Origin of the sequence: Spirosoma taeanense, from assembly GCF_013127955.1 — a bacterium.
Taxonomy (GTDB): Bacteria; Bacteroidota; Bacteroidia; order Cytophagales; family Spirosomataceae; genus Spirosoma; species Spirosoma taeanense.
Genome location: NZ_CP053435.1, coordinates 2,431,392 through 2,454,510, shown reverse-complemented (window position 1 = coordinate 2,454,510; position 23,119 = coordinate 2,431,392). Strand labels below are relative to the sequence as shown.

Genomic DNA, 23,119 nt, shown 5'->3' with positions numbered 1-23,119 from the left:
TGTCCGAAAATCATTCGGACGTAGTAATGAACACTCCTTTTTTGGCGCCCTGTCCGGCCAGCGCACCCACAAACTTATGCAGTTCAGGACGGCCCACTACGTTACCGGGCGTCCACCGCTTAGCCTGAATATAGATAATGTCCAGACCGAGCTTATCCTCTTTGATAGTTCCGTCAATGCCTTCATCCCCGCTTTTACCAGTCACCAAGGCACGACCTGCATCTTTTATTGATCCGCCATAGCCCATTTTAACCAATAACTCCACGACAAGACGTTCGAAAAAAGCAGGCGACAGCGATACCACTTTACTTAAAAGGTCCTGTGCCAGGGCCTTACGGATATTCTGATAAGAGTTTTCAAGCGCTTCTTCGGGCGTTTGTGAACTACTTTCGTCAATAGTGACTATCTCTTCAGCTATCGTATTTTCTCCTTTTTTAGGCGTCTGAAATTCAACAAACTCGGGAAACTGCTTCAGGAACCGAACGTCAATCTTTGCTGGCTGCTGCTTGAGAACGTTTATACCACGCTCTGTAATGATTATAGCAGCTCTTCTGGGTGCATCCAGCAATCCAGCCTTTTTGAGATAAGTCCTGGCCCAGCCAACACGATTACTAAACAGAAGGCTTTGACCGCTGGGCAGCAATTCGCTTTTCTCCTCCTCACTTAAATTGAATTGCTCACTCAGGATATCTGTAACATCGTTCAGTTTGTACTCCTGCTTATCCGAGACGAGTTTCAGCAATGGCAACATTATGCTCTGGTAATCGGGTACGGGCATGAGATGAGTGTGGATAAAATAACGAAAGCCGGAAGATAGCCGCCAGCTTTCGTTATTGAAACAGGAGTTATTTATAAAAGCTGACTTAATACATGCGCTCGTAGTATTCCTCGGCCATACGGTTGGCGCCGAAATAGTCATTGACGTCGTTCATGCTGCGTAAGACGAGGGCCTGCCAGTCGGCGGGACGGTCGTAGTACATGGGTAACACTTCATTTTCGAGCAACTCGAATAGCAAATCGCGGTCGTGGGTATCCCGGGCGTAGTAAGGCAGCATCGGATCAGCCGTTGGCACAATGAAACTGTTTTCGCCCGGCTTGGCAAATTCAACGACCCAACCATCATTCGTTGAGATGTTCAGCGCCCCGTTCATGGCGGCCGTCATGCCACTCGTCCCCGACGCTTCGCGGGTAACAATGGGCGTATTCAGCCAGCCGTCGGCCCCGTCTTTCAGGAGTTTCGAAAGACCCAGTTCGTAGCCCGTCAGCACGGCCATATTCGGGTGCAGATGACTCAGGTAATACAGCCGGTTGAACACCTCAATAGCACCACCGTCCATCGGGTATGGCTTACCCGCCCAGATAATCTGCACAGGGTATTTGGACTGATTAAGCAGACGCGCAAACCGCTCAGCATCTTCGGTCAGCAGGTCGGGCCGTTTATAGGTCGCAAACCGGCGAGCCCACACCAGCGTCAGCACGTTCGGGTCGAAGAGTTTACCCACCTGATCGGCAACTACCCGGAACAGGGGGGCTTTCAACTCTTTTTTCCGGGTGGCAATGGCCTCCCCATCGCCCGCCAGTCGGGCTGCTTCGATGGCTGGGTCTGTCCAATAGCGCTGGTTCTGGGCGTTAGTGACGTGCGTAATCGGGCAGATACCCTCAAAACGACCCCACATCTGCCGGGACACCTCTCCATGTAATTTGGAAACGCCGTTTGCCTGCCGGCTCATCCGCAGAGCGACCAGCGAATGATTGAATACGTTATCCTGAATATCGCCAATCTGCCGGACGGTTTCCAGCGGCACTCCGCCAAAGAACCCTAGTTCGTTCAGCAGGTTGATATCGTGTTTTTCGTTACCGGCTTCTTCGGGGGTGTGGGTCGTAAACACCAGCCGCTCGCGAACTTTTTCGACGCTGCCTTCCTGTTTATAGAGGTGAAATGCGGCTGGCAAAGCATGCGCTTCGTTCAGGTGATAGACCTCCGGTTCGAAACCGAGCGCATCGACCAGTTTAGCCCCACCGAGGCCCAGCAGCATACACTGGGCTATTTTCAGCCGCACGTCGTTATCATAGAGCCGGTAGGAAATCAGCCGTCCGGCGCCATCGTTCCCGTCGATGTCGGTGGTCAGAAAGAACAGTGGGACAGTCTGGAACACAGTCGGTTCCAGATAGTACGCCCGCACCCGAACTGGCCGCTGCATTATTTCGATGGTGAATTCGATCTGCGTGTCCTGCAGAAACGAATACACCTTCTCCCGAAACTGCACATCCATGGCATTGTCAGTCTTACGTACCTGATCGTAATAGCCGTATTTCCAGAGGACGCTCACACCAATCAGGTTCTGGCCCAGTTCATAGGCGCTTTTCATGTGCGAACCCGCCAGATAACCCAGGCCACCCGAATAGGTTTTCAGCGCCTGATCGACGCCAATTTCCATTGAAAAATAAACGACGGGCTTGTTAAAGCGGGGGGTAACTTCGTATGGAACGCGAAAGGGTACAGGGAGTTGGTTGTTCATTGGAGAGAGGGTAAGGAACGGATTGTCCGAAAGGTCTCTAGAGTTAGCCTTCCGACCCAAGTTTACTTAAAACCTCGGCAAACAAAAAAGCCGCAGTATAAACTCACGGCTTTTTTATAGAATTATTTGGTTAATTGATTTACTGGATGCCGGGTATCTCTACCATTTTTTGAACCGATAAACGACTCCATCAGACTCCGTAGGATATCTCTACAAAAAGCCCCGTTGAAGCAGCCACGAGTACTGGCTTCAACGGGGCTTTCATGTTGCGTCTGTTCTTACTTTATTTCTCCAACCATTTCCTCGGGCTTTACCCACTCGTTAAACTCTTCTTCGGTGAGATAGCCGAGTTGAAGAGCGGTTTCTTTGAGTGTCGAGCCGTTTTTGTGGGCGGTCTGCGCGATTTCGGCGGCTTTGTAGTAGCCAATTTTGGTGTTCAGCGCCGTCACAAGCATCAGCGACGAATCAACGTGCTTTTTGATGTTCGCTTCGATGGGTTGGATACCTTCGGCGCACTTGTCGTTGAACGATACGCACACGTCGCCAATCAGCCGGGCCGAATGCAGGAAGTTATAGATCATCACCGGCTTGAACACATTCAGCTCAAAGTGACCCATTGCCCCGCCGAAGTTGATCGCGACGTCGTTGCCCATCACCTGCGCGGCCACCATGGTCATGGCTTCGCACTGCGTCGGGTTTACTTTACCTGGCATGATGCTGGAACCCGGCTCATTATCCGGAATGAACAATTCGCCGATACCGGCCCGCGGCCCCGACGACAGCATCCGGATATCGTTACCAATTTTCATCAGGCTGGCGGCAACGGTTTTCAGCGCGCCGTGGGCTTCCACAATGGCGTCGTGGGCCGCCAGCGCTTCAAACTTATTCTCGGCGGTTACGAACGGCAGCCCCGTTACGCTGGCGATATGCTTCGCTACGTTTTCTGAATAGTTTGGAGGGGTGTTGATGCCCGTACCAACGGCCGTGCCGCCCAGCGCCAACTCGCTCAGGTGCGCCAGCGAATTGTTGATTGCCCGCAGGCCGTGATCGAGCTGCGAGACGTAACCCGAAAACTCCTGCCCTACCGTTAACGGCGTCGCGTCCATAAAGTGCGTCCGGCCAATCTTGACAACGTGCATGAACTGCTTTGACTTGGCGGCCAGCGTATCGCGCAGTTTGGTAATACCCGGAATCGTTACGTCGAGCAGAATTTTATAGGCTGCAATGTGCATGGCCGTCGGGAACGTGTCGTTGCTCGACTGCGACTTGTTGACATCGTCGTTCGGGTGCAGAAACTTCTTCTCGTCGGTCAGCTGGCCCCCGTGCAGAACGTGTGCGCGATAGGCGATCACCTCGTTTACGTTCATATTCGACTGCGTACCCGAGCCCGTCTGCCACACCACCAGCGGAAACTGATCGTCGAGGTTACCGGCCAGAATTTCGTCGCATACCTGACCGATCAGATCGCTTTTTTCTTTCGGCAGAATGCCCGCATCGAGGTTAGTCAGCGCGGCCGCTTTTTTGAGGTACGCAAACGCCCGGATAATCTCGCGGGGCATTTTATTAATGTCCTGCGCAATTTTGAAGTTCTCGATTGAACGCTGGGTTTGTGCGCCCCAGTAGACGTTGGCCGGGACCCGTACCTGGCCCATCGTGTCTTTTTCGATGCGGTATTCCATAATTAATGAGTGATTTATTGATTGAGTGATTGAGTGAATGGCTGAAGAATTTATTCACTCAATCGCTCATTCACTAATTCACTCAATGAGTTCGGGGCAAAGGTAGAACAGGACACGTAGTTAACCATGCCGTCCGGCAGTTTTGCCCATTAATCAGCGTTATCGCCCGGATCGACTTGTGTACCGTAAGAAACCCAGGTTGAAGAACCGGCCAAATACCCCCGACAACATCAAATAGATTTCTCGCTCCTACTGCACATAGGTCGGCCGCCTGTCCTGGTGCAGTTTGCTTCAGGACAGGCGGCCGAATGGGAATGGTTAACGCGTGGCCCGGGCGACCTGCCAGGTTCCTGCCGATTGTCCGCCATCAGACTTCCAGGTTCCTTTCAGCGCCGGGCTGACGTATTTGCCGGAAAAAGTAACCTCGCCCCCATCCTGCGGATCGGTGTAGGCAGCGTTGAGCTGACCGTTTTGCCAGGCCACCGTTTTCAGGTCAATTGGATGCCGGGTTCCGTCGTCGGCGATCATAATGACCTGCCCCGATAACTTGCGGTTGCTATCCTGATTCAGGACGAGTTCAAAATTGCCGGAAGCGGCTCCATCGAATGATCCGGTCCACTTGCCAACAATCAGACTAAGCGTATCCGTTTGCGTAGCCGTCGACTGGGCGCGGCCCGTTGAAAAGCTGGCCGTCAGCAGGCCAATCGATACCAGAAAGACTTTGATAAACATACGTAGTAAGTGGATTTTGGAGGAACTAACAACTATATAAGACCCTGATCTTTAGCAAACGTTGCATCCGCTCTGGTATTACCTGATCTTTTTATCCGGTAAAATCACCCTGAAATGGAGCCCAATCTACCTTTCGTTAAATAGTTATCCTGCGTTTGATGCAGCCTTTTTAGTTTTACGCCGTCTTTCCAGGCAACACCTTTGACGTAATGATTTACGAAACCTGGCTGCTCCTTTTCCTGGGTATCCTGATTGCGATGTTGCTGTATAATATCGTGCAGTGGGCGCTCTATCGCGAACGTATTTACGGCCTCTATACGCTCTATATGGTTATCTGGCTGGGCTACTTCTCTGTTCGACAGCTTATGCCCCTCTCCGATAACGTCTGGAGTTTTGTGCGCATAACGGGGTCCATGCTGGCCTACGTAGTTTATTACGAGTTTACCATTGCTTTCCTCAACCTGGGCGTAACGCAGCCGAAACTTCTGAAGGTGTTCAGAGCAACGCAGGTGGGACTGCTGGTTTATGTTCTGATTGAGGCCGGTTTCTGCTTTTTATCCAATTTCTGGCAGCAGCCCGCTCATGACCTCGCGCATTTAGTAGTCCAGCTTATACTGGCCGGGCTGTCGGGGTATATTATTTTCAGCATCTACCAGCGTAAGGATTTTCTCACCCGATTGTTTATTACGGGATCGGCATTTCTGATGCTGGGGGCGTTTACATCCATGATGCTGACGCGGACCTGGGCGGGTGCGCATCTGGCTGTTTTCTGGCAGGCTCCCCTGACGTATATACAACTGGGTATTGTGCTGGAACTCCTGTTCTTCTCCCTCGGTCTGGCGTATCGGCACCGGCAGGACGCCATCAAAAAAGTGATGTTCGAGCAGGCGCTGAGCCGCGAACGGTGGCAGCGGTGGCAGGCGCAGCTGGAAGCCGAACTGGCGGTGCAGCGCCTGAAGCAGGAGGTAACCGAAATGCAGATGAAAGCGCTGCAGGCACAGCTCAGCCCACATTTCCTCTTTAATAGCCTCAATTCGCTGTCGTCGCTCATCGCCGAATCGCCATCCCGGGCCGAGCATTTCGTCGACGAACTATCGAACGTATATCGCTATTTGCTGGAAGCTAATGACCGCGAACTGACGACGCTGGCCACAGAGATGAAGTTTATCAATTCGTACTACCACCTGCTGAAAACCCGCTATGGACAGGGCATTAATCTGGAAGTGGCTATCAACGACCTGTATCAGACTCGTCAGCTACCACCCCTGACGCTACAGTTGCTGGTAGAGAATGCCGTGAAGCCTAACGTGGTCTCCGCCGACAATCCGCTGTTTATTCACATTTCTACGAATCAAAACGGCACGCTGCTGGTCCGCAACAACCTGCAACGTAAGCGAATCAACCGGATGGCTTCGACCAAAAAAGGTTTGCAGAATATCAGCATGAAATATAAACTGCTGAACCAGCCGACGCCTGAATTCCGCGAAACGGATGATTCGTTCAGCGTGCTGATTCCCTTGCTCCCGTCATCCACTCAGTTCACGGTGTAACTGGCTTAGCTCTCTTTTTGCTACTGCACTTCCTTCGCTGCCTGCTGATCGACCAGCCAGATTAATTCTCCGTTCGATGGTTTGATTACCTGCGAAGGATACTTGTCGGGCTGATAGTCGCCACGTAACACTTCCTTCAGGGGAGCGGCTTTCTTCGGACCGGATACCAGGAACAGGACACAAGACGCCCGGTTTACGACCGGAGCCGTCAGCGTCAGCCGAAATATATCCTGCTGGGTCAGGAAATACGCTTTTGTCCAGGCCGTTTGTTCATGAACAACTTCCGTACCTGGAAACAGCGAGAGCGTATGCCCGTCGTCGCCCATACCGAGCAGCACGAGGTCGAAGGTTGGACCGCTGTCGCCAAAATACTCGTGCAGAACCCGGTCGTAGTCAGCAGCAGCGGCTTCAGGTTCAAGATCCGTGCGCCAGACGTGAATCTGGTCTTCCGGCGTATACACATGGCCGAGCAGCGTATCATATGCCATTCCCGCGTTGCTCTGCTCGTCGTCGATGGGCACGTAACGTTCGTCGCCCCAGAAAACATGCAGCTGCAGCCACGGTATCTGCTCGACGTAAGGCGATTTGGCCAGCAGTTCGTGCAGAGCTTTCGGCGTACTGCCGCCCGACAGCGCAATCGTAAATTGGTCCTGTTTTTTCAGAACATCGTTGATTCGCTTCGCAATAAAATCAGCCGCTGCTTTAGCCAGATCGGCCGGATTTTTTCTGACAATCAGTTGCATAGTTTTTATACAAAATCCTCCCGCATAGGCGTAAAGACGTCAACCAGCACACCCGCTTCCACGCAAACGGCGCCGTGCCGCACATTCGGCGGTATATAATAGGCGTCGCCGGCCCGCAGGGTTCGGGTTTCTTCAGCGATGGTGATGTCGAATGCCCCGCTTTCCACGTAGCTCATCTGCGTATGCACATGGCTATGAACCGCCCCGATGCCGCCTGTTTCGAAGGCCACTTTCACCATCATCAGGTTGGCATCATAGGTCATGATCTTACGTTTCACGCCTTCGGCCACGGGCTCCCAGGGCAGGCTTTGATCGTCAACGAAACGAGTGGCGGGTTGTCTTACGGTCATGGCTGGGTTGGTTTATTTGGTCATCCAGTGAAATCCGTCTTTTTCCACCAGTTCGTCGGCGGCTTTAGGCCCCCATGAGCCGGGTTCATAATTCGGGAAATCGGTCGGGGCTTCGCTTTCCCAGGCGTCCAGAATCGGCGTAACGACCTTCCAGGCCGCTTCGACCTGATCGGCCCGCATGAACAGCGTCGCATCGCCGGTCATTACGTCCAGCAACAGTGTTTCGTAGGCTTCCGGATCCTGCCCATCATAAGCATCCTTGTAGCTGAATACCATCTCGACGGGGTCAATAGCGAGCGTCTGCCCGGGGCGTTTCGCCTGAAACCGCAGCCGGATATCCATGGCAGGCTGAATGCCAATGGTTAGCCGGTTCGACTGCCAGCTTTGCGTTGCTTCGTCGGGGAAGGCGAAATCGGGGGCCGCTTTAAACTGGATGGTGATGACGGTTGCCTTTTCGGGCAGCGATTTACCGGTACGCAGGTAAAATGGCACCTTCTCCCACCGCCAGTTATCGACGTATAGCTTAATGGCTGCGAAAGTTTCCGTAGCCGAATCCGGCTTTACGCCCTCCTCTTCCCGATACCCGGGAAGGTCCTTACCGTTCACCTGGCCGGGACCGTACTGACCGCGCACCGCTACATCGTTCACCTCCTCAGGCTTAATCCGGCGGATGGCGTTCAGCACATCTACTTTCTTGTTACGTACCTCGTTGGCCTCGAACGAGATGGGTGCTTCAGTGGCTACCATGCACAGCATCTGAAGCAGGTGGTTCTGGATCATGTCGCGCAGCGCACCGGAGCCTTCGTAGTAGCCTCCGCGCCCTTCCAGGCCCACGGTTTCAGCGGCTGTAATCTGCACAAACTCCACGTAACGCCGGTTCCAGATGGGTTCGAACAGCGAGTTGGCGAAGCGCAGCGCCAGAATATTCTGCACAGTTTCTTTGCCCAGATAATGGTCGATGCGATAAATCTGCTCCTCGGCAAACAGCCCGCCCAGCAGGGCGTTCAGTTCCTGGGCCGTTTTGAGATCGTGTCCGAACGGCTTCTCGACCACAATCCGCACGTGCGATTTATCGTCGCAGAGCGGCAGCTTGCCGAGATTGGTGGCAATACCCGGTACCAACTGCGGAGCAACGGCCAGGTAGAACACAACATTCGGGTGCTCGCCCCACTCGGACTGCCGGGCGGCTACAAAATCCGACAATTTGCTGTATGCTTCGGCATTGCCGGCGTCCATCTGCAGGTAAGATATCGTCGGAGCGAACCCTTTCCAGGCATCTTCCGGACCATTTTTACGGCGGGAAAACGATTGGACGCCTTCCAGCAGCCGCTCCCGGAAGGAGTCGTCGGTATAGGCACTACGACCTATGCCAACGACGGCGAACCGCTCGGGCAGATACTTGTCTATGAACAGATTATAAAGAGCGGGCGTAAGTTTGCGAAGATTAAGATCTCCGCTGCCGCCGAAGATGAATAACACCGTGGCGGAGGGCCGCTGGTTGGTGGCTGGAATCATAAGTCGGTTGTATTGACGGCCGCAAATTACCGACGGCCTACGTTCTGAACAAGTTTGTTTGGTTAAGGTTTCTTCCCGGCCCGATTTCAGACGGCTCATCGGCAAGGTCAACTGACGGGATCAGACTGTCTGTCCGACCGGATTTTATGGAGCCATCCAAACAGGGCGCGACCATTCCCGGTTTAACGCTTGTACCGAACCCAACTGGCGAAGCCGGCCTGTCTTGCGCCTGCTCGCCCATCACCCCAATCGTATGAAAATCGCTATTGGCTCCGACCATGCCGGTTTCCGTTATAAAGAAGCCATCAAACAGTTTTTGATCAGCCTCGGCCACGAGGTTGTCGATAAAGGAACCGACTCCGAAGCGTCGGTTGATTATCCGCGTTTTATCCGGCCCGTAGCCGAAGCCGTTGCGGCTGGCGAAGTTGAGCGGGGCGTTGTATTGGGCGGTTCGGGGAATGGCGAGGCCATGATGGCTAACCGCATCAGGGGCGTGCGGGCGGCTCTGTGCTGGAATGAAGAATCAGCCCGGCTGGGGCGGCAGCACAACGATGCCAACGTCATCTCGATCGGCCAGCGGATGATGTCGGAAGAAACAGCCCTGCATCTTGTCCAGATCTGGCTCGATACGTCCTTTGAAGGAGGTCGGCACCTGACCCGTATTCAGGAACTGGATGAGTAGCACCGGCCCATGCCCATTCTCTGGAAATACCCGAAACCCTACCGCTTCCCGTGCTGGTTCTGTTCGACAAAATCACATTGGCAGGGTTCACTAAATTGCCGACCCAGTTCGAAAGGTGCCGGTCCTGTGCGAAACGATTAGGATTGCTTTCCGCCTGTCGGGCAAAAAAGCAAATATCGTAACCACCCGCCATGATGCGTTGGTAGCCGGGAAGGCACTATATTACGCCATGTGGCGGCAGCAGATCGGCAAACGAAAAATAGGGTTGACTGACTGTGCGCGCATGACCGGCCACCCGGGGTTAATAAAGAGTCCACCATGAACAAGCGTATCCGCCAGGTCAGTTATTTTCTTTCCAGTCAATACTTTTCCGACGGCCTGCGGATTACCTTATCTATTCTTCTGCCCTCGCTGATACTGGCGCAGTTTGGTCAGTTGCCCTTGGGGATGGCCATGTCGCTGGGCGCATTGGGCGTTAGCCTGAGCGACGCTCCCGGCCCTGTTTCGCACCGACGTAATGGCATGGCGGCTACGGTGCTGCTTAGTAGTCTGGTGACGCTCGTGACGGGATTCGCCCGCATGAATGACTATACGCTCGGCCTCGAAATTTTCTTCTTCAGTTTCATTTTCTCGTTCTTCGCAGTCTATGGTAACCGGGCCACCTCGGTCGGTACGGCGGCTCTGCTGATCATGATTCTGATGCTCGACCGCCCCCTCGATCCGGCCGGAGTCATCCGCGAGAGTGGGCTGGTGCTGGCGGGGGGTGTCTGGTATGCCGCCATCAGTTTATTGGTTTCGGGGCTGCAGCCGTACCGCCCGGCTCAGCAGGCACTGGGCCAGTGCATTCATGAGATCGCCAAGTTCATGGCGATCAAAGCCGACTTTTATACGACCTCGACGCGGCTGGACGACGATTATCGGCGGTTGGTGTCACAGCAGGTAACCGTTAGCGAAAAGCAGGATGCCGTGCGCGAAATTCTGTTCAAAAGCCGCCGGTTCGTCACTGAGTCCACCCAGACAGGCCGGCTGCTGGTGCTGACATTCGTGGACGTTGTTGACCTCTACGAACAGATTGTAGCCATGTATTACGATTATACAGCTATTCGGGAACGCTTCGGGGAGTCGGGCGTGCTCGATCAGATCGCCCGCCTGATCCGCCAGCTTTCCGTCGAGCTGGATCACCTGGGCCTGGCCGTTCAGTCGCCGGTGGCGAATCGATCACCCGCCGATCTGACGACTTCGCTGGAAGAGTTGAAACGCAGTATCGACACCCTGGGTAATCAGGATGGCAGTACGCTGGTGCTGAGGAAGATTCTGGTTAGTCTGCGAAACCTGACCCAGCGGGTAGCCACGATTCAACGCCACGTTGTCTCACCCAGCAGTGGCTCCGTACCCAACGCCGACCTTGAATATGACCGGTTTGTTTCCCATCAGGTATTTGATCTGAAATCGCTGCTCGACAATCTGACGCTCGACTCGTCGGCTTTCCGCCACGCCCTGCGGGTAGCCATTGCGATGCTGGCCGGTTTTGTGCTTACCAAACTTCTGTCCTATGGCGACTATAGCTACTGGGTTCTGCTGACTATCTCGGTCATTCTGAAACCCGCCTTCAGCCTAACCAAACAGCGCAATACGGAGCGCATAACGGGTACCCTTGCTGGTGGAGCTATTGGTATCCTGATTCTAACCTTTATACCAGGCAAAATTGCGCAGTTCATCTTTATGGTGCTGTTCATGCTGGGCACCTACAGCGCGCAGCGTGTCAACTATATCGTTATGGTTGTCTGCGTAACGCCTTTTGTGCTGATCCTGTTTAATTTCCTGGGCGTAAATTATCTCGGCGTGGCCGAAGAACGATTACTGGATACCCTGCTGGGCGGAGCTCTTGCGCTGTCGGCCGGTTATCTGCTCTTTCCGAAATGGGAATCCGAACAGTTGTCTAAACCGATGCAGGATGTGCTAAACGCGAATGTTCGTTACGTCCAGCTTCTGCTCGACAGTCTCTCCGGCCGGCGTATCGACATCGTTGAGTACAAGCTTGCGCGAAAAGATGTTTATGTTACGTCGGCCAACCTGAGCGCAGCGTTCGACCGGATGGTTTCGGAACCCCGTAACAAGCAGCGGAACGGCAAACAGATTTACGAGTTCGTGGTGCTGAATCACATACTGTCGGCCAATGTCGCCACCATTATCTCTGCCTTGCTGGCTAGTGAACCTAAAGTGCATCCGGCCTCGTTGTTACGTCCGGTCAAACGGGCGCTTTCGGTGCTGACGGATAGCCAGCGGCAATTAGGCACTGTGGTTGAAAAAACTGCAGCCGAGCCACCCCCAACTGAGGGCGTTACACCCGCCACAACGTCCGACGATCCGCTGCTGGGTGAGCAGCTGAATTTTATCCAGCAGATCAGCAACGACATTCATAAGCTGGTTTCGCGCCTGCAGCGTAAACGGCATGTAGGTTAACTAAAGTGAAGTTGCCCGACATAATGGTTCAGCGGTCGGGCAGCAGGCTACCACATTAGGTCAATCCTCCGGCCGGGCCGAAAACAGGCGTTTCAGCCAGCTCTTCTTTTCTTCATTATCTTCGGTTTGTTCCTGCTCGGTGATCTGGTAGCTGGCTAATGGCCGCAGGTCTGGCTGCCCCGCGTCAACCCAGCAGGTAAACCAGAAATCGCCAACCATCTTGACCGACGCCCGCATCTGTCGTTCAACCTGCCCGCGCAGCCGCTCGTGATAAGCCCGCGAAAAATCGGCTGAATAGACTTTCGTAGTCAGGCCATTCCGTTCCTCGAAGCCAAATTTCTGTCGTTCGCCAATCTCCTGCGTCAACGTCTGCTCAATTCGCAGGACAGAATCCAGCGCAGCATGCGCACCGAACACCGCCCGCCAGGCTGCGCGCTGGGGCGACTCAATGTATTCGGCCTGTCCCGTCAGAAAATCGTAGTCGGTACTGAACAGCTCCGGCAACCGCGACTCCCAGAACCCATGAATACCCTGCTGGTTGGTCAACTGCCCATTATAATTACGCGTAGTATGCAACGGTACGTTGGCGTCGGCAATGTAATGCCCCAGATCAGCGGCCACGCGCAGAATCCGTCGGACGTTACGCTGACGGAATGCTTCGGTGAGCTGATACTTGGTCAACTGAATCTGCCAGGGCACCAGTCCGTGCAGGGCCAATGTGTCTTCGCCGTAACGACTGACCGCATCTTTATACAATCGCGGCAGGGTTGCCGCCGTGGTATCGGCATACACATCGAGGTCGATGAAATGACGCGGAGCCTCCCCCACTACGGCATACCGGCGTCGGTCGGGATTTACGGCATTGTCGGTCAGATACCCAATGTGTTTTTTAAAGAATGGGATCATGTCAGCCGGCAGCGTAAACACGGCCAGCCGATTGATCTGCTGATGGGCGTAAAAGCCCCAGACGGGCCGCTTCTGAACAGACGGTTTTTTACCGGTCTCAGCACAAGCAGCATGACCGTAAAAAAAACTCCCAAAAAAAAGGCTGCCTGCAACAATTGACCAAATAAATCTGTTGTACATTTGATGAATCTTGGTACTTTACTGACAAATAATTTAACTATTCAGACAAAGTACCATATTATTCAGAACAAAATTTTGTTTTATACAGGAAACACAAGAAATCATGAATGCTAAATCAAAAGGCTACGCTATCATTGTGGTGCTGTTATGCGCTTTTGCTTTGACAATCTACGGTGCTTACTCACCTGCAAGAAAAGCCCAAAAACAGCAGATTGTATGCGTAAAATTCAAAAATGGGGTCGAAACTGCAGCTGTTGAGCAGCATATGAACGGTTTTGCGGCTCTAAAGCATGAAATTCCGCAGATCGTCAATTACACCTCCGGCCGGACAATTTTGCCAAATCAGGCCGTTGCAGACTACGATGTTGTGCATTATCTGACTTTCCAGAGCGAAGCCGACATCAAAACTTTTGAGAAAAGCGAAGCTTACCGGCAGTTCAGAAAAGATAACCAGGGCGTTTGGGAAAAAACGCTGATCGTCAACGCCGATATTCGTCAGTAAGACCCGGCTACGCATAGAATTTCGGAGGAAACTATTGATTGTTTCTTCCGAAATTCTTATTTTTGCGCCCTCTTATCGCGACAACGATTTTATTTTACATACCAATGGCAAACCATAAGTCAGCAAAAAAAGCAATTCGGTCGAGCGCCAAGAAGCGGCTGTTGAACCGTTATCAGCACGTAACGACCCGGAACATGGTGAAGAAACTGCGTACCACCACCGATCACGCAATGGCTGTTGAGCTGTTCAAGTCGGTTTCGTCCGCTCTGGACAAACTCGCCAAGCGCAACATCATCCACAAGAACAAAGCCGCCAACAACAAGTCGAAACTGGCTCGTTTGGTGAACTCCCTCCGTCCGACGACTGCACAGGCGTAATCGGGCCCTTTGAGGTAACTCTTTCAGGAAACCTTACCTATTTTGCGGGTAAGGTTTTTTTGTGCACTTTGAAAACGGAAATGTAAACTCCCACCCCTCCGTAACATTATCGTTTTCATGACGTACGAAACCTCCGGCAATATTCAGAGCTGGGCTGAAGAAGACCGCCCACGCGAAAAACTCATGCTGAAAGGCAAGGCCGCTCTGTCGGAAGCCGAACTCATTGCCATCCTCATTAACTCCGGCACGGTTGACCTGACGGCCGTCGATGTGGCAAAAATCATTCTCAAAAGCGTTGGCAATAATCTGAACGAGTTGGCCAGACTCAGTATTAAGGACCTCTCTAAATTTCGTGGTATCGGCGAAGCCAAGGCCATCAGTATTGTGGCTGCACTTGAGCTGGGACGCCGGCGCCGGGAGCAGGACCGGCCGCAGCGGGCCAGGATCACCTGCTCGCGCGACGCCTACAACGAAATGCTCCCTCACCTGCTCGACAAACCCCACGAAGAGTTCTGGATTTTACTGCTGAATCGTGCCAACGAAATCCTTCGACCCGTACAGATCAGCGCAGGGGGCGTATCGGGGACGGTTGCCGATCCAAAGATTATCTTCAAGCAGGCGCTTGAGCACCTGGCCTCTTCGATGATTCTGCTGCATAACCACCCTTCCGGCAACCTGACGCCGTCGCAGGCCGACAAAGACCTGACCCGGAAGTTAAAAGACGCCGGTCGGCTGCTGGACATCCCTGTGCTCGACCACCTGATCTTTACCGATAAAGCTTATTTCAGTTTTGCCGATGAAGGTTTGTTGTAAAACCATATTGCCTCATTTTTTCTACTAAGCCGGGCAACTGTCCGGCTTTTGCCTGTAAGCTGACTTACAAACCGCTATCCGTTTGTATGGGATTGAATGCAGCTATTCTGCAAACTTCCATCACTAAAAGCTATCACATTATCAATTAAATCAATTTGATTGATAAGTTATTCCCCATTAATCTTGCCCTGTAAACTGCTGGACAAACTCACCGTCCACGTTGTAATCCCCAATAAAACCACTCATTCCAGTTTTTATGGAAAACCAACCCAAAAAACTCACCACCGCTTCGGGAAGCCCGTATTTTGAAAACGAAAATTCGATGTCGGTTGGCCAGCGCGGGCCGCTGCTGTTGCAGGATTACATTCTGCACGAAAAAATGGCGCACTTCAACCGGGAGCGGATTCCGGAGCGCGTCGTTCATGCCAAAGGTTCTGGCGCATTCGGGACATTTACCGTAACCCACGACATCACCAAATACACCCGGGCCAAGCTGTTCAGCGAAATCGGTAAGCAGACGCGCATCTTCCTGCGGTTCTCGACCGTAGGTGGCGAAAAAGGATCGGCTGACACCGAGCGCGACCCACGCGGTTTTGCGCTGAAATTTTATTCCGAAGACGGTAACTGGGATCTGGTTGGTAACAATACGCCCGTGTTCTTCCTGAAAGACCCGAAAAAATTCGGTGACTTCATTCATACTCAGAAGCGGGACCCATACACCAACTGCAAGTCGGCGACGATGATGTGGGACTACTGGAGCCTGAACCCCGAAAGCCTGCACCAGGTTCTGATCCTGATGTCGGATCGCGGGACGCCCGATGGCTACCGCCACATGAATGGCTATGGGTCGCATACATTCTCGCTGATTAACGCCGACAACGAGCGGGTTTGGGTGAAATTCCATTTCAAAACCGCGCAGGGTATCAAAAACTTCTCCAACGACGAAGCCGTGAAAATGAAGGGGCTAGACCCCGATTACGCGCAGCGCGACCTGGTGACTTCAATTGACAAAGGCGACTTCCCACGCTGGAACATGAAAATCCAGGTCATGACCGAAGAACAGGCCAAGACGTTCAAATGGAACCCCTTCGATCTGACGAAAGTATGGCCGCACGCTGACTTCCCGCTTATCGATGTGGGCGTCATTGAGCTGAATCAGAACCCCGACAATTACTTTGCCGACGTTGAGCAATCCGCGTTTGCCCCGGCGCACGTGGTCGATGGCATCAGCTACTCGCCCGACCGGATGCTGCAGGGCCGTCTGCTTTCCTACCCCGACGCGCACCGCTACCGGCTGGGCGGTAATTACGAGCAGATTCCGGTGAACCGCTGCCCCTATGCCGTCAACAACTACCAGCGCGACGGTCAGATGCGCGTGGATGGCAACGGTGGCCGTAACCCGAACTATTTCCCGAATAGCTTCGACAACATCGTGGCCGACGAAAGCTATAAGCAGCCGTCCTGGGAGCTGAATGATTCGCTGGCGGGCTGGTATGACCGTAACGCACCGGGCGAGAATGATCACTACACGCAGCCGGGTAACCTGTGGCGTCTGATGACCCCGGAGCAGAAGATCAATACGGTGAGCAACATCGTAGGCGCGATGAGCGGCATTGAAGGGCCAAAGCGCGACCAGATCATCAACCTGCAACTCTGCCACTGGTTCCGCGCCGACCTGTCGCTGGGGATGGCCGTAGCGCAGGGACTGGGTATCAGCATGGAGAACCTGCAGGGTGCCATGCCTCAGCAGCACGCATAAAACAATATTGTAACCTACCGTAATGAGCGCGCAACGCCGGACGATTTTCGTTCGGCGTTGCTGTTTTCAGACTATCTCCGCAAGAATCGGGTTTTCCGGCAGTTAGCCACTAGCGACCTTTGTTCAGGTCAAACGATCGATACATCGGTCCGTCAGCGCATGAACACGAACAGCCCAGTCACTTACCAGCAGATTGCTCAGGCCATTGAATACCTGGCACTTTATTTCCGCGAGCAGCCTTCGCTAGCCGATCTCGCCGAACGGGTCAACCTGAGTGAGTTTCACTTTCAGCGGCTCTTTACGGAGTGGGCGGGTGTAAGTCCGAAAAAATTCAGCCAGTACCTGACGCTTGAATACGCCAAACGGCAGTTGCGAAACGGAGTCTCCCTGGCGGGCGCTGCTTACGATGCCGGTCTGTCGGGTACGGGTCGGCTGCATGATCTGTTCGTCAATATTGAAGGCGTTACGCCGGGCCAGTTCAGGCAGGCGGGTTCGGGCCTGACGTTAATTCACGGCACTTTCGAAAGTCCGTTTGGTCCTTATCTGCTGGGGGCTATCAACGATAGAATCGCTTCGCTGCACTTTTTGAACGCCGATGATGCCCCCGATGCTATCCTGACGGCTGCCTGGCCCGATGTGCAGCTTCGCCATGATCCGGCGGCTGTGCAGCACCTGGCCGAGCATATATTTCCGGCGATTGGTCAGATGAGACCTGGTCCAGAGAAACCGCTAGGCGTTTTGCTGCGAGGTTCTGCCTTTCAGTTAAAGGTTTGGGAAGCCCTGCTGAAAATTCCGGAGGGCGGCTTAGCCAGCTACGACCAGATTGCCACCGCGATTGGCCAGCCCACAGCCTCGCGGGCAGTGGGCACGGCGATTGGCTGCAATCCGGTCGGGTATTTAATTCCCTGCCACCGGGTCATTAAAAAAACGGGACTGTTTGGCGGCTATCGCTGGGGTGCCGAACGGAAGCAGGCCATGCTGGGCTGGGAAGCCGCCCGGGCAGAGCGATGAGTTTCTGTTGCCGCTGGCTCAGTTAGCTTCTTGGATTTGGCAGGTTGCACCGCAAATTACGCCTAGCGGAAACGTTCAATCCGAAATCGCTGTTACCCGATAGAACTTCCCACAACCCTCGCTTCTCCGTGAACGAAGAACATAAAAGCGGTCGAATTTTCGACTGGGCCATTCTCCGACGACTCTATGATTTCGTTCGACCCTACCAGGGCCGATTCTATCTTCTGATCGGGATTATCATGCTGGCGGCCTGTCTGGCTCCGCTGACACCCCTGCTCATTCGCTATACCATCGACAACGTAATCGGGATGGGCGACTACCAGCAGCTAACCGTTATGCTGGCGATTATGATCGGCGTGCTGGTCATGCAGGCGATTGTTCAGTTCTCGAATACGTACCTGTCGGGCTGGCTGGGTCAATACGTTATCCGCGACATTCGGGTGCAGCTCTACCGGAAGATTCTTCAACTACGGCTTAAGTTCTTCGACAATACGCCCATTGGTCGGTTGGTAACGCGCTCTATTTCGGATGTGGAAACGCTGGCCGACGTCTTCAGCGAAGGTATGGCCGCCATTGCGGGCGACATTCTGCAACTGGTGCTGATCATCGGGGTCATGTTCTATACCGACTGGCGGCTGGCGGCCATTAGTCTCTCGACAATTCCGCTGATGCTGTTCAGCACCTATGTGTTCAAAGAGAAGATCAAAAAGTCGTTCAATGAAGTCCGGACGGCCGTTGCCAATCTGAACTCGTTTGTGCAGGAACATATTACCGGCATGAACATCGTCCAGATTTTTGGCAGCGAACAGATCGAGGCCGAGAAGTTCCAGGAAATTAACAACGAGCACCGGCAGGCTAACATCCGCTCTATCTGGTATTATTCGGTCTATTACCCCGTTGCTGATATCATTTCGGCGGTGGCGGTGGGCCTGGTGGTCTGGTACGGAGCCAAGCAGATCATCAATGCCGACGTTACGTTCGGGACCGTTACGGCCTTTGTGATGTTTATCAACCTGTTCTTCCGGCCGATCCGGATGCTGGCCGACCGGTTCAATACGCTTCAGATGGGTATCGTCAGCACCGACCGGATTCTGAAGCTGCTCGACAGCGACGAGTTTACGCTCAACAACGGCACCCACGCACCCGCTACCCTGCGGGGTGAGGTTGAATTCAATCACGTCTGGTTTGCCTATAACAACGAGGATTACGTCCTGCGCGACATCTCGTTCCGGGTGAGCGCGGGCGAAACAGTCGCGTTTGTGGGTGCAACGGGCGCGGGCAAATCCTCTATCATTAACCTGCTGAGCCGCTTTTACGACATCAATAAAGGTGAAATCCTGGTCGATGGGGTTGATGTGCACGAGTATGAACTCGGTCACCTCCGCCGGAATATTGGTGTCGTGCTGCAGGATGTTTTCCTGTTTTCGGACACGATTGAAAACAACATTACCCTCGGCGACAAGCGCATCAGCCACGAAAAAATGGTTGAAGCGGCCAAACTCGTTGGCGTACACGACTTCATTGAGCGGCTGCCGGGTGGTTACCAGTACAACGTAATGGAACGCGGCTCCACACTCTCGGTTGGTCAGCGACAGCTCATTTCGTTTGTCAGGGCCATGGTGCAGGACCCCAAAATTATTGTCCTGGATGAAGCGACGTCGTCGGTCGATACGGAAACGGAGGAAATGATCCAGAACGCCATCAGTACCCTGATGAAAGGCCGCACGGCCATCGTAATTGCCCACCGGCTCTCGACCATTCAGAAAGCTAATAACATCATTGTTGTTGACAAAGGCCGGATTGTTGAGCAGGGCAATCACGAAGAACTGCTTCAGCGCGAAGGCTTCTACGCCAATCTGTACCGCATGCAGTACAAGGAAATGGTGTAAGGACCTCTATCGCTTGCTGATCTGATTCCCCGCTACCGGTTTAGTCGGCTGGTACGCCTGCACGGGCTGCTGGTTGATGCCAAACAGGAGGGTGTTGCCCACCGGCATTACGCTCCGCACGTCGCCCGTCAGCCGGAAGCCGGCCTGAGCCTGCGGTACGGCGGTAAACCCACCCCGGCCATCGCCCCGCAGCAGAACACCGTAATTTGCATCCGCCCGACCAAAGCGAAGCCGGGCCTGCGTGGTGTTTCCACAAAGCAGCAGGTCTTTCTGGCCGTCCTGATCGTAATCCAGCGGGGTCAGCGTGAATACCGGCGCTACCTGCGCAGCCAGGGGAAGGGGTTTCTCAACGAATTTACCCGCAGGCGTACTGACCAGAAGCGTCGTTTTTAATTGATTGGCCGTTAGCTTCTTTGCATCCTTCAGCTCGTCGGCGGTGAAGACATCGGTCAGCGTGGCGTTGGCATACGAATCATAGTTCGTGAACCGCTGACGTAGCATACTAACCTGATCGAGCAGTTCATCGCGGCTGGCGTGTGGATAGCTTTTCCCCTGCACGTACAGACACAGAATCGGGTCTATTTTTCCGTTATTGTCAAAATCTTTGTAGACCAGCTCGGCGGGTTCCTGCTCGCTGGCGCGGCACTGCGTGTTCAGCCCCTGATTACCCACCACCAGATCCGGCCGACCATCGCCGTTGAGGTCATCGACCAGCAGTTTATTCCACCAGCCCCGATATTCTTTCTCGAAGTACTGGCTGGTTTTGTCCGTAAACTGACCGTCGGCCTGGCTAAATATCGCAATGGGCATCCACTCACCTACCACGACCAGTTCGGGCTTGCGATCGCCATTGAGATCAGTCCAGGCTGCGTCGGTCACCATCCCGATTTGCGCCAGTGCCGGAGCCAGTTTAGCCGTTTGGTCCGTAAACTGGCCTTTACCGTTATTTACGAGCAGATATGACCGGGGTGTTTCGGGATAACGGCCCGGCACAACCCGTCCACCCACGAATAAATCAGGTCGGCCATCGCCATTAACGTCGGCTACCCGCGCGCAACTGGTGCTGGTGCGCATAGCGGGCAGGGCGTTGGCACTTTTAGTAAAGTTTCCCTTCCCATCGTTCAGATACAGACGATCCTGCAAACGCGGGTCATTGGGCTGAAAGTTACCGTACCCACCACTACACACGTAAAGGTCCGGAAAACTGTCGCCGTTGGCATCTAAAAACACCGCATCAGCATCTTCGCTGGCTTTGTCGCTGTCGAAGGCGGCCTGCGGCTGGCGGCTGAACTGGTGATTAGGTTGCTGAATAAACAGCACGCCAGCCTGCCCCGAGCTGCCACCGGCATAGACATCTTCCAGACCATCGGCATTCACATCGGCTTTAGCCAGACACGGTCCGACAAACGACTGCGAGCTAACCAGCAGCGGCTGCCGCTTGAAATCATTGACTTTGCTAACCGGATACGTGTGGTTTATCGGCGACTTCGCTTCCCGGAACAAAGCGGGTACAGCCCGCTCCCCGCGATACGACGACCGGGCCTCCGACTCCTTCAGGGTCAGGAGCTGATCGGCTTTTACGCTGGTCAGCAACTGCTGGTTTCCTCCCGGCCAGACGACCCGCAGCGAGTCGATGACGGGGTCGGTACCCAAACCAAAGTGCAGCCGGGGCGATACGCTCGACTGATAGCCGCGCGTAGGCATCTGCTCCAGAAACTGCTGCCGACCCGCCCGGTACAGGGTTACGCGCGTGCCCAGCCCCTGCGTATTCGCGCCGGAGCCGATTAGTGTCACCCCGAGGTAGTGATGCTTCAGTTGGGCGCTGGCTTCGTTGCGAAAGACAAAGGCGGGCTGGTTGGTATTGTTGGTAACCAGGTCCAGGTCGCCATCGTTGTCCAGGTCGGCGTAGGCCGCGCCGGTGCTGTTGGATACTTGCGTCAGCCCCCAGGCCGCGCCTACATTGGCGAACGATACGTCGCCAGCACCATCGCCCCCGCGATTCCGGAACATGTAATTGGCCACATTCGACGACGGCATTTTATGCACTAATTCCAGAATGTCCTCCCGACTTGGATTGGTCGGACGGCTTTGCATGAAGTCGTTCATGTACTTCAGGAAATCCTGGTTTGTGTAGTCGCGAACATAGCCGTTGGTTATGTACAGGTCTTTCCAGCCATCGTTGTCGTAATCGGCAAAGAGCGGGGCCCAGCTCCAGTCGGTGTTCGAGATACCCGCCAGTTGCCCCACCTCCCGGAACGTACCGTCGCCATTGTTGACCTGCAGCATATTCCGCATGGTCTGGTGGTGAAAGCCCGACTCCACACTAAGCGCATACTTATCGTAGTTGTCGGGTGCCAGCAGCAGCTTCTGCCGCCGGTTATCTTCGGGTAGCATGTCGAGCGTCATGATGTCGGGCCGGGAGTCGTTATTGACGTCGGCAACATCGTTGCCCATCGAGAAATTGGACGTATGACCCACGCTTGTTTTCAGGGCATTCCGGAAGGTACCGTTCTGGTTGTTGAGGTACAGGTAGTCCGGAACACCGTAATCGTTGGATACATACAGGTCAGGCCAGCCATCGTTGTTCAGATCCGACACCCCAACGCCCAGCCCGTAGCTAAGGGCCGAACTGCTCAGGCCCGCTCTGTCGGTTACGTCGGTGAAATGGTTGCCCGTATTTTTGTAGAGCCGTACGCCAATTTCGGGGTTAGGCTTTTCCATGATAGCCGCCGTAGCAGATGGGTCGAGGATGGGCAGCAGACGGGGGTTGTGGTTAAGCTGAAACAGGTCGAGGTCGCCGTCACGATCGTAGTCGAAGAAGACCGCCTGCGTACTTTGAACGGGACGGTCGAGACCGTACTGAGCCGTCCGGTCGGTAAAGTGCGGAACGCCGTTAGCATCGGGTCCGTCGTTGATGAGCAGCTCTGGCAGGCGGTTTTCGGGTCGGATGGTGCCTGAGCGCGAGATAAAAATATCGAGCTTACCGTCGCCGTTCACATCGGCCATCGTCACGCCCGTTTTCCACGGGTTTTCGCCCCCCCCGGCCCCGGCCTGCATCGTTACGTCGGCAAACTGCATGTTTCCCTTGTTAAGATACAGCTTGTTCGGCGTCATATTGGCCGTGAAGTAGAGGTCCTCCAGCCCGTCGTTATTCAGATCACCAACCGCTACGCCCCCGCCGTTATAAAAATACTCATACATCATCACGTTCGTATTCAGCCCTTCGTTCAGGTTGTTGGCGAACGTAACGCCGGTTTGGTCGGGTGACAGCAAGGTAAACAGCGGTGGACCCGATGGGGCAGCGGACTGTTGGCCTGGCGACGAATTAGATGATTTGTTACAGCCAGTAAGCGCAACGGCAGCGGCCAGCAAAATAAACGAGCTAAGGCGTTTCACGAAATAGGTACTAGTTGGCAGATAATTCTATAAAAATAAGCCAAAAATGCCAA

General features: G+C 54.0%; 18 protein-coding genes. 9 read left to right on the top strand and 9 right to left on the bottom strand.

The window, feature by feature from the left end:
* Positions 1–10 precede the first annotated feature (10 nt).
* The 4 genes from HNV11_RS10360 to HNV11_RS10345 form a co-directional block, all read right to left on the bottom strand.
* Positions 11–778 (bottom strand): restriction endonuclease, encoded by a 768-nt coding sequence (locus tag HNV11_RS10360; RefSeq protein ID WP_171739594.1) that lies wholly within the window; start codon positions 776–778, stop codon positions 11–13.
* An 85-nt stretch (positions 779–863) separates the two neighbouring features.
* Positions 864–2,519 carry an alpha-glucan family phosphorylase gene (gene glgP / locus HNV11_RS10355; RefSeq protein ID WP_171739593.1) on the bottom strand — a complete coding sequence of 552 codons (1,656 nt, stop codon included), beginning with the start codon at positions 2,517–2,519 and terminating at the stop codon, positions 864–866.
* A 278-nt stretch (positions 2,520–2,797) separates the two neighbouring features.
* Positions 2,798–4,198, bottom strand: a complete 1,401-nt coding sequence (gene fumC / locus HNV11_RS10350) for a class II fumarate hydratase (RefSeq protein WP_171739592.1) — start codon at positions 4,196–4,198, stop codon at positions 2,798–2,800.
* A 318-nt stretch (positions 4,199–4,516) separates the two neighbouring features.
* Positions 4,517–4,930, bottom strand: a complete 414-nt coding sequence (locus HNV11_RS10345) for a hypothetical protein (RefSeq protein WP_240163906.1) — start codon at positions 4,928–4,930, stop codon at positions 4,517–4,519.
* Between the two features lie 209 nt (positions 4,931–5,139).
* Here HNV11_RS10345 and HNV11_RS10340 point away from each other — a divergent pair, with 209 nt between their 5' ends.
* Complete coding sequence (locus tag HNV11_RS10340; RefSeq protein ID WP_171739591.1) at positions 5,140–6,480, top strand: histidine kinase; 1,341 nt, start codon at positions 5,140–5,142, stop codon at positions 6,478–6,480.
* 20 nt (positions 6,481–6,500) lie between these two features.
* On the opposite strand, the gene pgl is transcribed toward HNV11_RS10340, so the two are convergent.
* Genes pgl through zwf form a run of 3 tightly spaced genes read right to left on the bottom strand, consistent with a single transcriptional unit; the run spans position 6,501 to position 9,088 of the window.
* On the bottom strand, positions 6,501–7,223 hold the full coding sequence (pgl, locus tag HNV11_RS10335) for a 6-phosphogluconolactonase (RefSeq protein WP_171739590.1): 723 nt from the start codon (positions 7,221–7,223) through the stop codon (positions 6,501–6,503).
* Positions 7,224–7,228: 5 nt separating this feature from the next.
* Positions 7,229–7,573, bottom strand: a complete 345-nt coding sequence (locus HNV11_RS10330; RefSeq protein WP_171739589.1) for a cupin domain-containing protein — start codon at positions 7,571–7,573, stop codon at positions 7,229–7,231.
* Between the two features lie 12 nt (positions 7,574–7,585).
* Positions 7,586–9,088 (bottom strand): glucose-6-phosphate dehydrogenase, encoded by a 1,503-nt coding sequence (zwf, locus tag HNV11_RS10325; RefSeq protein ID WP_171739588.1) that lies wholly within the window; start codon positions 9,086–9,088, stop codon positions 7,586–7,588.
* Positions 9,089–9,341: 253 nt separating this feature from the next.
* Between zwf and rpiB the strand changes: the two genes are divergently transcribed.
* Together rpiB and HNV11_RS10315 are read left to right on the top strand one after the other, a co-directional pair.
* Positions 9,342–9,770, top strand: coding sequence for a ribose 5-phosphate isomerase B (gene rpiB, locus HNV11_RS10320; RefSeq protein ID WP_171739587.1), 429 nt, complete (start codon positions 9,342–9,344; stop codon positions 9,768–9,770).
* Between the two features lie 318 nt (positions 9,771–10,088).
* The gene (locus HNV11_RS10315) at positions 10,089–12,233 is read left to right on the top strand and encodes an FUSC family protein (RefSeq protein WP_171739586.1); all 2,145 of its coding nucleotides are present in this window, start codon (positions 10,089–10,091) and stop codon (positions 12,231–12,233) included.
* Positions 12,234–12,293: 60 nt separating this feature from the next.
* Here the strand turns inward: HNV11_RS10315 and HNV11_RS10310 are convergent, their stop codons facing one another.
* Positions 12,294–13,319: a zinc dependent phospholipase C family protein gene (locus HNV11_RS10310; protein WP_171739585.1), complete on the bottom strand. Its 1,026-nt coding sequence runs from the start codon at positions 13,317–13,319 to the stop codon at positions 12,294–12,296.
* Between the two features lie 103 nt (positions 13,320–13,422).
* On the opposite strand from HNV11_RS10310, the gene HNV11_RS10305 reads away from it, so the two are divergent.
* The 6 genes from HNV11_RS10305 (at position 13,423) to HNV11_RS10280 (ending at position 19,670) form a co-directional block, all read left to right on the top strand.
* On the top strand, positions 13,423–13,821 hold the full coding sequence (locus HNV11_RS10305; protein WP_171739584.1) for a Dabb family protein: 399 nt from the start codon (positions 13,423–13,425) through the stop codon (positions 13,819–13,821).
* Positions 13,822–13,925: 104 nt separating this feature from the next.
* Positions 13,926–14,198 (top strand): 30S ribosomal protein S20, encoded by a 273-nt coding sequence (rpsT, locus tag HNV11_RS10300; protein WP_171739583.1) that lies wholly within the window; start codon positions 13,926–13,928, stop codon positions 14,196–14,198.
* Between the two features lie 117 nt (positions 14,199–14,315).
* On the top strand, positions 14,316–15,011 hold the full coding sequence (radC, locus tag HNV11_RS10295) for a RadC family protein (RefSeq protein ID WP_171739582.1): 696 nt from the start codon (positions 14,316–14,318) through the stop codon (positions 15,009–15,011).
* A gap of 256 nt (positions 15,012–15,267) precedes the next feature.
* The gene (locus HNV11_RS10290; protein ID WP_171739581.1) at positions 15,268–16,770 is read left to right on the top strand and encodes a catalase; all 1,503 of its coding nucleotides are present in this window, start codon (positions 15,268–15,270) and stop codon (positions 16,768–16,770) included.
* Between the two features lie 159 nt (positions 16,771–16,929).
* The gene (locus HNV11_RS10285) at positions 16,930–17,781 is read left to right on the top strand and encodes a methylated-DNA--[protein]-cysteine S-methyltransferase (protein ID WP_171739580.1); all 852 of its coding nucleotides are present in this window, start codon (positions 16,930–16,932) and stop codon (positions 17,779–17,781) included.
* A gap of 128 nt (positions 17,782–17,909) precedes the next feature.
* Positions 17,910–19,670: an ABC transporter ATP-binding protein gene (locus HNV11_RS10280; protein ID WP_171739579.1), complete on the top strand. Its 1,761-nt coding sequence runs from the start codon at positions 17,910–17,912 to the stop codon at positions 19,668–19,670.
* A 6-nt stretch (positions 19,671–19,676) separates the two neighbouring features.
* Here the strand turns inward: HNV11_RS10280 and HNV11_RS10275 are convergent, their stop codons facing one another.
* Positions 19,677–23,066, bottom strand: coding sequence for a VCBS repeat-containing protein (locus tag HNV11_RS10275; RefSeq protein WP_171739578.1), 3,390 nt, complete (start codon positions 23,064–23,066; stop codon positions 19,677–19,679).
* Positions 23,067–23,119: the final 53 nt, after the last annotated feature.